Genomic DNA, 13,991 nt, shown 5'->3' on the forward strand with positions numbered 1-13,991 from the left:
TGAAATTCCAAATTAAACCAAATTAACTCAAAGACTTAATTGCCCAAAATTCAACATCTAAATTCGGAAAATTACCGGCTAAATGGAAGGCCATGCCCGAAGAAGTGTCAAACATATCCCACATCTCGTGTTTTTTATCCAACTCGAAATAAACATAGCCGCTGTGGTAGGGCAATTCTCTCGGTGCAACGGATAAGGCGTGTACCCTGATTCCGGGCAGGTGGTAGGCGACTAATTCTTTTACTTTTTCCACCGTACCTATCTTCACCACGCTTGGAATTTTTTGGCGCAATGCTTCGTTCGGCATATCGGCTTTGATGGCGAGAACGAATGAGGCTTTATCCAGCAGGCTTTGATCAGGCGTTTGGGCAACGTGCGTTGCCTCGTCGCGCATGTCGAGAGGAATTCTGATCGCTCTTTGCTCAAGCACGATAGAAAGTGATTTACGCAGATTGAAAAATAATTTTCCGAAGCATGAGGCCAAGTCGTTGTGCTGATACACAGGAATTTCGCCTACTTTGCGGGCAGGTAAGAAAGTCATCAAATCGGCACACAACTTCGACAGATTAACGAATAATTGTTCCGGATGGGTTTGGCGGGCGCCTTCATTTTCATGGTGTAAATAGGCCAAATATCTGTTGATGGTTTGGAGCATCATGAAATCCATCACTTCAACAGAACCTCCAGTATTGGGATCGTTTACAGCATTGGCCAAGCTATTGCTTTTCTGCATCAAAAGGCCGTATATCTCTGAAATATAAGCCTTTAAATGCTGTTGCTTTTGGCTGCCGAGACAGGGCGGGATATAGGATTCGTCTAAGACCACCTCGAAATCTGCCGAACTGGAATGGATAAGCGCTATGGGGAGGGCAGTTTGTCCGCTGGTAACATCGCTTTCTAAAACCAGCATGGGGTTAAGCTCTGCCAACGTAACTTGGCGGCCGTCTAATTCGGTATTGGTGGTATCTGCAAGTGTTTTATCAAATGCTTTATAGCGGTGAGGGGCAGTTGAGTCTTGATCCGGAAAGCAAATCTCATTGTTCACGGAAGAGGGTAAGTTAACGGCCAAGCAGATTTTGGTGTCTTTAATATTGGCAGGAACGGTTAAGTTCAGATTTTCGAGTTGTTTCTGAGAAAGTAAAAAGACCGAGCCGTCGGGAAACACGCCTTCTGCTTCATGAATACCGATTACCCCGCGCTTGAGGCCGTCTGAATCCAAAACGAGTGAAGAAAATCCCCAAAAATAGCCTTCACGGGAAACGGCTAATTGACGTAAACCGGATTCAATGTAACGTTCAAATTGCTGGAAATGTTGGGGAGCAATGAAGATTCCCTCAGACCAGACCACTTTTGCTTCTATCGCCATGTTTTCAACCTAAATCTTCTATATAAAGTTATTATTTTTCTTCACGGAAAACGCCTTTGCTAAGGTCGCTGTCGTGTTTGCGGACTTTGCCGTTTTCTTTGATGCGTTTGTTGTCGGGGTGGCGCTCTTTATATTCTTGCAGCATGTTGCGCATTTCTGTCTTTGATAACTGACTTAATTTGTTTCTGCCTAGATTTAAATAGAAATAATGTTTGCCAAATTGATACCAGCGTTTTTTCTGTTTCAATAAAATCAGTTGCCATCGGCTGTTATCTAAATCGCGATAACTTGCTACTACACCTAAATATTTTAGATGGGAATCTATTTTAATTGGCAATATCTTTACTGTGTTTGGATACAGCATGAATTGGCTTTGTTGGATTAATTTATCGCCTAAAGTTTCTTTGGCGTTGTTGGTAAGCTCAAAATAATTTGCTTTTTTAAACTCACCATCTGAAGTTAACTGGTATAAATCCAAACGTATGGGAGAAGGCCGACCTACCAAATCAAAATTTACATCAGGTGAAATAATGATTTGTAGGTCAATCATTTCACCGCTTTCATCAGATTCTTTTGGCGGTTTATGATTGGAAGCACATGCGCTTAGCATTAAAGGTATCACCAAAAATAGTATGTATTTCATCAAATCTTTATGCATCTTATATAGCCTAATCTTAATCTATAACTTTATTTATAATAACTTTTGAAATAAATATTGATAGTGTTTTGTTTCGTACTGGTGTTTACATAATGATTTGTAAACATTGCTTATTTAAAATGTTAGAAGGGTTAAACAAATTTTAGTTTTTTCTTTTTACTTAAAATTATCTTTTTTCTTGAATTTATATTTGTATATAAAGTCATGGTCTTTCACGCCGATGCTTACCGCCGAAACCTGTTTGCCTTGCGTTGCACAAGTGAGCAGTTCGCGGCTGATTTGCGGCAGAACGGTGTTGGTGAGAATCGCATCGATCATGCGGCCGCCCGATTCGACTTCGGTACAGCGCGAGGTAATCAGCTTCAGCACTTCGGGTGAATAGGTCAGGTCGATGTTGTGGTTGTCCTTGATCCGTTTCACGATGCGGCCCAATTGCAATTCAACGATTTTCGCGAGCATATCGTCGGATAGCGGATAGTAGGGGATAACCTGCATGCGGCCCAGCAGGGCGGCGGGGAAAACTTTCAGCATGGGCGTGCGCAAGGCTTTGGCCAAGCCTTCCGGAGTCGGCAGCATGTCGGGGTCGTCGCACATGTCCATAATCAAATCCGTACCGACGTTGGTGGTGAGGATGATGATGGTGTTTTTGAAGTCGATGTAGCGGCCTTCGCCGTCTTCCATCCAGCCTTTGTCGAATACTTGGAAAAAGATTTCATGCACGTCGGGGTGCGCTTTTTCCACTTCGTCGAGCAGGATAACACTATACGGTTTGCGGCGCACGGCTTCGGTCAGTACGCCGCCTTCGCCGTAACCGACATATCCCGGCGGTGCGCCTTTCAGGGTGGATACGGTGTGCGCTTCCTGATATTCGCTCATATTGATGGTAATCACGTTTTGCTCGCCGCCGTACAAGGTGTCGGCCAGAGCCAGCGCGGTTTCGGTTTTACCCACACCGGAAGGGCCGGCCAGCATGAAAACGCCGATGGGTTTGTTGGGGTTGTCAAGATTGGCACGCGAAGTCTGAATGCGGCGGGTAATCGCATCTAAGCCGTGGCGTTGGCCGATGATGCGTTTGTTTAAAGTGTCGGCCAGTTGCAATACGGCCTCGACTTCGTCTTTCATCATTTTGCCGACGGGAATGCCCGTCCAGTCTGCCACCACGTCGGCAATCGTGCGGCTGTCGACCAACGGCATGACCAGCGGTTGGATGCCTTGCAGTTCTTTCAGTTTGTCGACCAGCTCTTTTTGGCGTGCGTACAACTGCTCGCTTTCATCATCGGCGGTTTCTTGCCCTGCCTGCATGATTTGTTCGCGCACGGCCAACAGCTCGGCAACCAAGCCGGTTTCTGTTTGCCATCTTTCTTCCAATTCTTTCAGACGGCCTTCAACTTCAGCCAGTTCTTTGCCGATATTCGCCATCCGTTCTTCGGAATCGAAACTGAGTTTTTTCTCGCGTTCCAGATGGGCTTGTTCGAGTTTTAATGCTTCGGATTTTTTTTGCAGATACTCGATGCTGCCCGGTACGGCGTGCTGGCTGACCGCAACGCGCGCGCAGGCGGTATCGATCAGGCCGACGGCTTTATCGGGCAGTTGGCGTGCGGGAATATAGCGGTGGGAAAGTTTTACGGCCGCCTGAATGGCTTCGTCGAGAATAATCACATTGTGGTGTTTTTCCAGCGAGGTGTTCAACGCTCTAAGCATGTTGACGGCTTTTTCTTCGTCGGGTTCGTCTATCTGCACGACTTGGAAACGGCGGGTAAGGGCGGGGTCTTTTTCAAAATATTTTTTGTATTCCGCCCATGTTGTTGCGCCGATGGTGCGCAGTTTGCCGCGGGCCAACGCGGGTTTGAGCAGGTTGGCGGCATCGCCCGTGCCAGCTGCACCGCCCGCGCCGATTAAGGTATGGATTTCGTCAATAAACAGCACAATCGGTGTGGGGCTGGATTCGACTTCGTCCATCACCGCTCTGAGCCGCGATTCAAATTCGCCGCTGATGCTGGCACCGGCTTTAAGCAGGCCGATGTCCAGCAGGATTAACTGCACGTTTTGCAATCCGGGCGGCACGTCGCCTGCGGCCAAGCGCAAGGCCAACGCCTCGACCACGGCGGTTTTGCCGACACCGGCTTCGCCCGTGAGAATCGGGTTGTTTTGGCGGCGGCGCATCAGGATGTCGATGATTTGTCTGATTTCGGCATCGCGGCCGGTGAGAGGGTCTATTTCGCCGTTTTTAGCTTTTTCGGTAAGGTTGCTGCCGTATTTGGCCAACGCACTTTCTTTGTGGGTGGCGGTAGGCTCCGAAGATAAGGCGTTTTTAGCGGCATCGAGATTTTCTTCCGAACCGGCGGTAATGGCGATGATGTCGTCTGCCAGCGTTTCGGGTTTGATTTTGAGGAATTCCGATGAAATGTTGGCCAAGATGCCCTGCAAAGTTTTATTTTGCAGCATGGTGTAGAAAATATGCGCCGTGCGGATTTTGTCGGTGCCGAATTTCAGCGAGCTGTATGTCCAAGTTTGTTCGACAAGGGTTTGGATATGCTCGGAAAAATCGATAACGGCAGTAGCGCCGGCGGGCAGTTTTTCCACGGCGGCCAATACGTCTTTGCGTACTTTCGCTTCGTCTAAATTGAAACGGTTTATCAGGCAGAAAATGTCGGTTTTTTCGGTTTGCAGCAGGGAATGGAGCCAGTGCACCAGCTCGACATAGCTGTTTTCCCGAAGGCGGCAGAATGTGTAGGCATTTTCCAGAGTTTTGTATAAGGTAGTATTCAACTTACCGAATAATACGCTGCGGCTGATGTCTGACATAAGATTTCCTTAAATAATCCAACATGTCCAAAACGGTTTGTAAGAGGCTTTTATCAGGATGAGGCCGTCTGAAAAAGCCGTTTAACGGTTGCTGACGATTAAGTCTTCAGCGTCGCGGGAAACATTGCCCAGCCAAGTCGACAAGCCGAGCTGGGTTTGCCCGCCCAAATCCATCGGGGGAACTTCTTTTTGCATCAAAACGGGCTGTATGTCCCATTCGTATTCGTCTGCGGCAAACAGGCGCACCCATTCCCGCAGGCGGGCGGTGTTGGTGCCGTCTTTGAAAAACGACCGGTAGGCCGGCAGGGTCAGCGGGCCGACGATGATGCGGAATTTGCTTTGAACATCGTAAAGTTTGTCGCCCAGCAGCAAACCTTCTCCCAGCGTATAGCCGCCTGTTGCGCCGATTTGCGTTTTTTCCTCGGCAACTTCAACCCAGTATCCGACATTGGTTTGAATGGTAACGGGCGTTTTGAAATAGCGGTTGAGCAACTGTTGCAGGTTGGCGGCGGAACGGCTTTGTTTCATCAGCAAACCGGCAAAATAACGCTTGGCAAATTCGTGAATCCGGCCTTCGTTGTGTATGGGCGGGGTATTCAGGCCGTTGAAGCCGGCGATGTATCTGCCGAAGCGGTCGTCGGCGTTTTTGTCTAAAGAAGTAATGCTCTGCGCGTTGGCCCATGCCCGATAAAACAAGACCGCCAAACGGTGTTGCAGCATATTGGCAAAGCCCGTCCACGTGCGGTCGCCGTGCTGGTGTTGGCGCTCGTAGGCATATTCGGTCAAATGCAGGGGTAGGGGGCCGGAAGGGCCGAACAAACCGAAGCCGTTGATGGAAATTTCCGCATAATGGGGTGACAGCGTTACCGATTGGATGTTGCGCGGAGAAAAAATAAGCGAAGGCTCTTGACGGATTCTGATTTTTTCCATTTTCGGGCTGACTGCCTTGCCCAACATTTTGCCGCCGGTAACAAACTTAACCGACTCAAGCTGGCGCAAGAGTGAAAAGTAGTCATATTTATACGGCTGGGAGGTGACTTTGTTTAAAAAGCCGGTGAGTTTTTCATCCCAAGCATCGTCCAGCGGGTCGCCGAAATCCGTTTGCACGTTAACCGGACTCATATGATTACCCTTTCTCCAACCGCGGTCGGCCACGTGGCCACATGCCCTTGTTGGAGCGTGTCGATTTGCAGTTGTATGAATGAGTTGATCGACACCAAGCGCCGGAAGTAATGGTTTAAAACCGAGCCGAACAGGAAGGGATGGATGCCGCCCAATTGTGCGTCGTCGAGCGTAACGGTGATTTTGATGCCGCGCACCGGAGCGGCGGTACCGTGATGGCGAACCACTTTATTCACGACGGTGGTGTCCACCCGCGTGATCGATTCAATCTGTTTCTTCAGCAAGTCGTTTTCGGAAGAAACAAACACCATCAATAATTCTTTCAAGGTAACGGGGGCATTTTCTTGGTCGGTGTTCAGCAGCGACAGATAGTTCAGGCTCAATTGGTTTAAAAACGGCCAAAGCGTTCTGTCTTCGCTTACCGCCGCTAGAGGCCGCGTCAGCTTGGAAATCAGTTTGATCGAGCTGACCGGCAAAAAGCCTTCGATTAGGAAATCCGACTCGCCATCACGCGGCATCATCAGCGGCAAATCCCTGCTGGTACACCAAGCATCGACGGAAAGGTGCTGGATGCCTGAATTGAAGGCGTAGTCTTTATTGTCGGCCAGCGACAAAAACACTTCGCTACCCAGATAGGAAGAGCGGAAACCGTTTTTAACGGCATTTTCAGACGGCATCCTGTCTGCCCGCCGCGCCGAAAAATAAGCATGTTGGGTTTGCGCTTCTGGAAACAAACCCATATCCGGCGCTTTGTACATCGGTGAAAAAACCACGGTTTGGCGGTTGTTGGTGTCGAAGCCTTTCACTTGCTCGATAGAGTGGACTTCGTAATTTAACGGCTGGGTGCGGTCGATAACGACATGGTGTTCCCGATCTTGAATGTTCACGGGGAAGCGCGCGCTCTTTTTCCTGAATAGATTCACCACCGGCACGGCGTTTACGGAAAAATCTTCCACGCCGACCAGCTCCGTCAGTTCGGATATTTTGTGGCTGAACAAAAATGACAAGCTGAAATAGCGTTTGCGGTAAGTGATGATTTTTTTATTGATGCCCTTGTCGCTCACGATTTCTTCCAACTGTTCGGGCACTTTGGGCAGATGGCCTTCTTTTTCGGCCTGCCGGACAGCTTGTTTGATGTCTTTTTGGGCAATAAACAGGAATTTTTCCGGTAACCGCGCATATTCCTGAAGAATCCGAAACGCGCTGACCGATTTGTCCAGATTGAAAGACAAGGCTTCGTCTTCGCTAAATCCGCTGTGTTCCGGTTTGGACGGCAGCAGGAAGTGCCATTGTTTGGGGTTTTCATAACTGTGGCAGACTACGCCCACGCATTCGGAAGCCAGCAGAAACAGCAAAGAAGACGATTTGGAAAGCTCCGTGCCTAAAAATACAGGTAATGCGTCCGGCAGCATTTCCGAGCACGCCCCGGGCACGCTAAGCGAGAAATCCAAGCGCAGGGCGGATTGCACTTTTTTGCCGGAAGAGGGTTTGAGCATGGGAAGCGTACCCGGCAAATAGCCGAGCGAATCGGTATATTTGGCTTTTTCTATACGCAGCGGCAGGATTTCGGTGGTTTTGGTTACCGAAAACGGGCAGCTTACCTTGAATTCGTCAATCGGCAGCGACCTCAATATTCTGCCGCGCTCCAGCAGATTGATAACATCGGCGTTGTATTGGCCGGCGGGTTCTAAATTGACAATGGCCGCCGCCGGTTTTTGGTTGATGAAGTCGGGGTAAACGACTTCTAAAATTCTTTGCACGAAACGGGGATATTCCGCATCCAGTTTAAGCTGGGTGCGGGCGGTGAGAAAGCTCACGCCTTCCAGCAGCCGTTCGACGTAAGGGTCGGGAATGTCGGAAGTATCCAAGGCCAGTCGGGAAGCTACTTTGGGATATTTGAGCGCGAACTCCCTGCCCATTTCTTTCAGGAAGGCCAGCTCTTTATTGTAATAAGACAGTAATTTGTTATTCACGGCCCGTTCCCCCTTCTAATAAATTAAACAGCCCGGTTTCGATATCCATGCTGGTTCGCAGCAGGAATTCTTTTGGATAAGGGTTGAGTTTCAGATGGCCTTTGATTTCGATAATCAGTTTGTTGTGCAAGGCATCGTCGTCATCGTCTTCGGTGTTCACAATCACTTGCAGCGATTTGCTGTCGAGTCGCGGTTCGAAATCAATAACGGCCTGCTTGATGTTTTGCTCTACGTCCTGCCATTCTATGTCGGAAAAATTCACGCCGGAAAGGGGCGGAATGCCGTAGTTGAGCGTGGACGAACGCACGTTTGCGGGCAGGTGTTGCTCCATGGTTTCCGCCTGCAGGTTACAGGTGTTCAGCAGGTAAAGAATATCGCGCAGCACGGCTTGCCGATATTGGTCAAGATTGATGGCCTGATCGGGTCGTGCTTCTTTTTTCTTGCGCGGCTCTTCGTCGGTGAGTCTGTCGAACAAAGAAGGCAGCAGTTGGTTTCTGAATGGCGACATGATTAATTACCGTGGCTGACGGATGGGTGGGTTTAACGGTGTTGTCCGAATTTAATGCTGCGGATATCCAACAGGCCGAAATCGTGGTTGTCGGTGTACAGCATCTTCTGGCCGATGCCGGTGAAAAGCCGGTCTGCCGCTTCAACCCAGTCGGTTTGCGCGCATTGCAGCAGCAGATCCGACCATTCCGATTCTGCCTCGGGTAAAACGGCATAGCGGGCGGGGCTGGTGCATTGGATGCATTCGCCGTGGCTGAATGTGATTTCAGACGGCCTCCAAATCACGTCGAGCAAGGAAGCGGGCGCTTTGAAAGAAATGCTTTCGATGGAGCCCCAAGTTTGCCAGTAGTAGTGGCCGCGGTAGAAGTATTCGTAAACAAAAGCGGTACGTACGTCGCCGTCCATAATCCAGTTGTTGCCGGTGTCTGCAACCGATTTGTCGGCCAGAAGATAGCTAATGTTTACCGGTGTTTCGTCGATGTGGTCGGATAAAGCGGCATAGCCGTCGGAAAGGGCCGTGCTTTTTTGCTCTGCTACATAGGCGACCAAAGAGAGTTGTTTTTGCAGAATATCGAGCTTGCCGGCGTGCTGTTCCAGCGTTTTCGGCTTTTGCTGTGCCGATAAAACGGCTTGGCGGCGCATTTCGGCTTCGATATTTTCAATGAGATAGAGCATCAGGGGCTTTTGGCTGTTGGGGAAGAGCTTTTGGTATTGCCCGATCTGTTTCAGCGCCTGATCCCATTTTGCGCACAGGCAGAGATATTGAATCAATGCCAAACGGTGTTCCTGATTGTCGGGATTTGAACGCACCAGCTCAATCATGTCCGATAATTTAGTTTTCAAATCCATCTCAGCAACTCCTTGTTTATTTTTGTAGAAAGTGTAGTAAGAGCGAAAGCCCGAATCAACTTTTCAAGAAGGGTAGAGGCCGTCTGAAAAGTGTATATATGTAAAGCCTGACTTAAAACGCCTTTTAAGCCAGGCTTCTCCAACTAAACATGCATAAGGATTATGCAGATTTGTTTTCTTTGATGTTGAAGGCCATCTGAACTTCGGCGCCTTTGGAACCTTTATCGGTTTGTTCCCAATATTGGTTTTTCACTTTGGCAGCTTGGAATGAGTAACGCATTTTCAGCGCGTCATCACCTTGTACGCCGATGAATTTCACACCGGTTACCAAAACGTCTTCCAATGTGGTGCGCGAATATTCGATCTGTTCGCCGCCGGCTTTGCACACGGAGATTTCTACTTTGCTCAAGTGTTGGCCGGTAGCACAGTTTTTCAGAATGGTCGGAGCGGCTTTATCAATGGCGGTCACTACGGTCAAGTCGTTAAAATTCACTTTGCCGGCACCGCCGCCACCACCGCTGGTCATCGAACCGGGCTGCTCGGCACCCCAGTCGAAACTTTCGATATTGGTCCAGTCTTTGTGGTTGGCATCTTTTGATTCACCGTTTACACCTTCAACTTTCATGAACATATCAATAGCCATGTTTTACTCTCCTTGTTAAGAAATTTAAGCGATCAGACAACAGGGCATGAGTATGCCCGACTAAATAAACCAAACCCGACTATTCCTGTTTAGCCGAAGGCAGTTTGGAAACTAAGCGCAATGAAACGGTAAGCCCCTCAAGTTGGTAGTGCGGCCGCAGGAAGAATTTGGAAGTGTAGTATCCGGGGTTGTCTTCCACTTCTTCCACCACTACTTCCGCCGCCGCCAACGGTTTGCGGGCTTTTGTTTCTTGGGTAGAGTTAATCGGGTCGCCGTCTACATAATTCATAATCCATTCGTTCAGCCAGCGCTCCATATCTTCGCGTTCGCGGAAGGAACCGACTTTGTCGCGCACGATACATTTCAGATAGTGGGCGAAGCGGCAGCATGCAAACAGATAAGGCAGGCGGGCGGACAAACGCGCATTGGCCGTAGCATCGGGATCATAATACTCGGCAGGCTTGTGCAGGGATTGCGCGCCGATAAACGCTGCCAAATCGGTATTTTTGCGGTGGATCAGCGGCATAAAGCCCAATGCTGCCAGCTCGGCTTCACGGCGGTCGCTGATGGCGATTTCGGTCGGGCATTTCATGTCCACGCCACCGTCGTCGGTCGGGAAGGTGTGGCAGGGCAGGTTTTCAACGATACCGCCGGATTCCACGCCGCGGATAGAAGTACACCAACCGTAGTATTTGAACGAGCGGTTGATGTTCACCGCCATCGCATAGGCTGCGTTGGCCCAAGTGTATTTGTTGTGATCCGCACCTTCGGTTTCTTCCTCGAAATCGAATTCGTCCACAGGATTGGTGCTGGCGCCATAAGGCAGGCGCGACAAGAAACGCGGCAAGGCCAAGCCGATGTAGCGTGAATCTTCGGAATCACGCAGGCTGCGCCACGGTGCGTATTCGGCGTTTTGGAAGATTTTGCTTAAGTCGCGCGGATTGGCCAATTCCTGCCAAGATTCCATCTGCATCAGTTTGGGCGATGCGCCGGCGATAAACGGGCAGTGTGCGGCCGCAGCAATTTTTTCGAGGCTGTTGAGCATTTCCACATCGGGTGCGGAATGATCGAAATAATAGTCGCCAACCAAGCAACCGAAAGGCTCGCCGCCGAACTGGCCGTATTCTTCTTCGTAAATACGTTTGAATAGCGGGCTTTGATCCCAAGCCGTGCCTTTAAAGCGCTTCAGGTTGCGGGCGACTTCTTTTTTGGAAATCGGCAATACTTTGATTTTCAGCAGGGTGTCGGTTTCGGTATTGGTAACCAAATGATGCAAACCGCGCCATTCGCCTTCCAGCTTTTGAAAATCTTCGTGGTGCAGAATCAGATTGATTTGTTCGGAAAGTTTTCTGTCGAGTTCGGCAATGATTGCTTCGATGGTTTGATAAGTGTCGTCTGAAATCGTAACGACATTTTGCAAGGCTTGTTGCGCCAATGTCGCTACGGCGTTGGTTACGGCACTTTTGGCTTCTTCGGTTTTGGGTTTGAATTCTTTTTGCAGCAGTTGTTCAAATTCACTCGCTGCAAACGCGGTTTGCGCGCCGCCGCCCCCTTGGATATCTAATTGCTTTTCAGCCATGATTCACTCTCGCTTTATTGGTTTTCATCCGAAATTACTGCCCGTCTTTGGGTGTTGCTTTCGGTGCGGCTGCAAGGCTTTTCAGCAGCTCGCTGTCACCCAAGACTTTTCCGATTAATTCCTCCGCACCGCTCTTGCCGTCCATGTATGAGAGCAGGTTGGAAAGCTCCGTGCGCGCTTGCAAAAGCTCGTTTAGAGGTTCTACTTTTTTGGCTACTGCGGCGGGTGAGAAATCGTCCATGCTTTCAAATTCGAGCTCTACGTTCAGATTGCCTTCGCCGGTGAGCGTGTTTTTCACGTTGAATGCCACGCGCGGTTTGAGGGCTTTCATACGCTCGTCGAAATTATCTACGTCAATTTCCAGAAACTTGCGTTCGGCCAATTCGGGTAGCGGTTCGACGGGCTTGCCGACCAGATCGGCCATGACACCCATCACAAACGGAAGTTCGATTTTTTTCTCGGAACCGTACAGTTCTACATCGTACTCAATCTGTACCCGCGGAGCCCGGTTGCGGGCAATAAACTTTTGACCAGATGATTTGTTTCGTGACATGTTCAGTAACCTTTAAATGATTAAAGCTGTTTTCTCTCAACAAACTTTAGCTTATTACAAATAGACTATTTCACTCGCCGGAAGTTCCAGCTTCTTCTTCCGGTTTGCCGATTAAAACTTCCAAATTGGCAATGCTTTCTGGACTGATATCTTTCATGATGTCGTAGAAGTCCATATTCATCAGACGCTGTACCCTGCGGATAAACAGCGGGGCAGGGTGGCTGGGCTCAAGGGTTTCAAAATAGACGCAGATTTTTTCCAAAGCCAAATCGACATCGGCGCGGTTTTTGATATTCAGACGGCGCCACGCATCGGCATCTTGGAAAGACGTTTGCTCTTGTGTGCCGGTTGGGGCAGAAGTTTCGGCTGTTGGGTCCGTTTGTTCCGCCTGTTGCGGCTGCGGAGTGCTGCCGTCGTTGTAATTGACGGCTTTATGAATCAGGGTGAGCGGCTTTTGAATGACTTCGAAATTGAGGGAATGCTCGTCTTGCAGCTTGGTTGAGAAAGTGTTTTGGATGTCTTTCAGATGGCCTAATGCTTGGATTAAAGCCACCAATTCCGGCTTACCGGTGTCGGCACTTACCCTGATGTCGAGCATCAGCCGGTCTTTTCCGCCCGGATAGCTTTGCGGATCGTTACCTTGTAACACCGAAACCGCTTCTTTGACGGTAACCGGTTGCTGGGTCAGCCCGTTTATCAACAGTTTGGCCGGAAAAATTTCTTTAACGATGCCGTCGAGCGTAGTAAAAGAACTGAGCGCATTGATGCGGTAAAACGGGTCGTATTCGCCGTCTTCATCTTCGAGTTTGGGGAAAACCGAATCCCAATATGAATCAATATTGGCTTTAACGGCTTCGCAGCCGGCGCAGAATCCGACAAGCCCGTGTTTGGCAGTGAGAGCTTGCGTGTAATAAGCCAAGACGCGCAGGTCTTTCGATTCGGCCAGCAATTGGTTGCATAATTTCTCTACCGTTGCCCAATCCGGTTCTTCCGCAGGAATAATGGTGTCGCCGTATTGTTGCTCGGGTTTGCCTTCCGCCGCGCTTTGCAGTTCCAGAAAGCGGCTGTCGTATTCGATATCGACTCCTGCCGGAGCTTCTGCTGAAATCGGTTCGTCCCACCGGGGAAATGTTTTCATGAGCTTACGATCCAAATAATTTATTAAATAAAGAGCATGAAGGAAGCCCTTGGTGTTCTATATGGCGGCCGCTTTCGCTTTCCTGCCAAAAACTGCCGGTATCGCCTGAATTAGATAAATAGTTTCGGAAAGGTTCGGATAAAAGAACGGAGCTATGGCTTGTGCCGGCGTTAAAGCAATTTTTGATAACGCATTTACCGTTGTTTAAGGTGTTGCGGAAGAAATCTGTTTTTTCAGCAATAAAGCTGATGGAATCTGATAAGTCGGAATGAGAGTCGGGTTTGCAGAATAATACGAAAGGATATTGCCTTCCTGTTTGGTCGGCGCTGAGAGCGGTGATGCCCGTATAAGCCATACCGTCGGATAGTTTGATGCAAAATAGCCAAATTCGCGGCGCGGCAAATGTTTTTCGGGTAAACGGGATTAATCTGTCTTGGCTGGTGCAACGGCCAAACCAGCCGTCCCAAAAATGTTTATCGTCGGCTTGAAGATTATCGGAAACAATAAAATCGCGAGATTGGCTTAGTTTGCCGAAAAAATAGACTTCTCTTTGTAGCATTAATCGTAATCCCAACAATGGATGAAATGACGATTATTCCCCTACGGATATTTTTATTTTGAATTTTTCGGCTACTTTACCATAATTTTGATTGGCGCATTAACACTATTTATTTTCAGACGGCCTAACCATTTACCTAAGTTATTCTTCTTGAAAGGAACAAATATTAAGTTTTGATGTCTGATTAAAATTGCTTTTGGTCTCTTGAAATGCAAAGCGGCATTTTCAAATGAGCAGAA

General features: G+C 48.9%; 12 protein-coding genes. All 12 read right to left on the reverse strand.

Annotated elements, in window-relative coordinates:
* Nucleotides 1-22: 22 nt before the first annotated feature.
* Nucleotides 23-1,366 carry a type VI secretion system baseplate subunit TssK gene (gene tssK / locus EL143_RS04175; protein ID WP_085417462.1) on the reverse strand — a complete coding sequence of 448 codons (1,344 nt, stop codon included), beginning with the start codon at nucleotides 1,364-1,366 and terminating at the stop codon, nucleotides 23-25.
* Nucleotides 1,367-1,397: 31 nt separating this feature from the next.
* The gene (tssJ, locus tag EL143_RS04180) at nucleotides 1,398-2,024 is read right to left on the reverse strand and encodes a type VI secretion system lipoprotein TssJ (protein ID WP_085417463.1); all 627 of its coding nucleotides are present in this window, start codon (nucleotides 2,022-2,024) and stop codon (nucleotides 1,398-1,400) included.
* A gap of 156 nt (nucleotides 2,025-2,180) precedes the next feature.
* Nucleotides 2,181-4,829, reverse strand: coding sequence for a type VI secretion system ATPase TssH (tssH, locus tag EL143_RS04185; RefSeq protein WP_085417465.1), 2,649 nt, complete (start codon nucleotides 4,827-4,829; stop codon nucleotides 2,181-2,183).
* Between the two features lie 81 nt (nucleotides 4,830-4,910).
* Entirely contained in the window at nucleotides 4,911-5,951 is a 1,041-nt protein-coding gene (gene tssG, locus EL143_RS04190) for a type VI secretion system baseplate subunit TssG (protein ID WP_085417466.1), read from the reverse strand.
* A complete protein-coding gene (locus EL143_RS04195) occupies nucleotides 5,948-7,924 on the reverse strand; it encodes a type VI secretion system baseplate subunit TssF (protein WP_085417467.1) in 1,977 nt (658 codons plus the stop codon). Before EL143_RS04195 ends, tssG begins: the two co-directional genes overlap by 4 nt.
* The gene (tssE, locus tag EL143_RS04200; RefSeq protein ID WP_085417468.1) at nucleotides 7,917-8,432 is read right to left on the reverse strand and encodes a type VI secretion system baseplate subunit TssE; all 516 of its coding nucleotides are present in this window, start codon (nucleotides 8,430-8,432) and stop codon (nucleotides 7,917-7,919) included. The genes EL143_RS04195 and tssE overlap by 8 nt, the downstream gene beginning before the upstream one ends.
* A gap of 32 nt (nucleotides 8,433-8,464) precedes the next feature.
* Entirely contained in the window at nucleotides 8,465-9,280 is an 816-nt protein-coding gene (locus tag EL143_RS04205; RefSeq protein WP_085417469.1) for a type VI secretion system accessory protein TagJ, read from the reverse strand.
* A 160-nt stretch (nucleotides 9,281-9,440) separates the two neighbouring features.
* Nucleotides 9,441-9,923: an Hcp family type VI secretion system effector gene (locus EL143_RS04210; RefSeq protein WP_085417470.1), complete on the reverse strand. Its 483-nt coding sequence runs from the start codon at nucleotides 9,921-9,923 to the stop codon at nucleotides 9,441-9,443.
* Between the two features lie 79 nt (nucleotides 9,924-10,002).
* Nucleotides 10,003-11,502, reverse strand: a complete 1,500-nt coding sequence (tssC, locus tag EL143_RS04215) for a type VI secretion system contractile sheath large subunit (RefSeq protein ID WP_085363575.1) — start codon at nucleotides 11,500-11,502, stop codon at nucleotides 10,003-10,005.
* A 34-nt stretch (nucleotides 11,503-11,536) separates the two neighbouring features.
* A complete protein-coding gene (gene tssB, locus EL143_RS04220; protein ID WP_085417471.1) occupies nucleotides 11,537-12,055 on the reverse strand; it encodes a type VI secretion system contractile sheath small subunit in 519 nt (172 codons plus the stop codon).
* A 70-nt stretch (nucleotides 12,056-12,125) separates the two neighbouring features.
* On the reverse strand, nucleotides 12,126-13,193 hold the full coding sequence (gene tssA, locus EL143_RS04225; RefSeq protein ID WP_085417472.1) for a type VI secretion system protein TssA: 1,068 nt from the start codon (nucleotides 13,191-13,193) through the stop codon (nucleotides 12,126-12,128).
* A gap of 4 nt (nucleotides 13,194-13,197) precedes the next feature.
* Entirely contained in the window at nucleotides 13,198-13,752 is a 555-nt protein-coding gene (gene tagF, locus EL143_RS04230; RefSeq protein ID WP_085417473.1) for a type VI secretion system-associated protein TagF, read from the reverse strand.
* Nucleotides 13,753-13,991 lie beyond the last annotated feature (239 nt).

Origin of the sequence: Neisseria canis (assembly GCF_900636765.1) — a bacterium.
GTDB classification, from domain to species: Bacteria; Pseudomonadota; Gammaproteobacteria; order Burkholderiales; family Neisseriaceae; genus Neisseria; species Neisseria canis.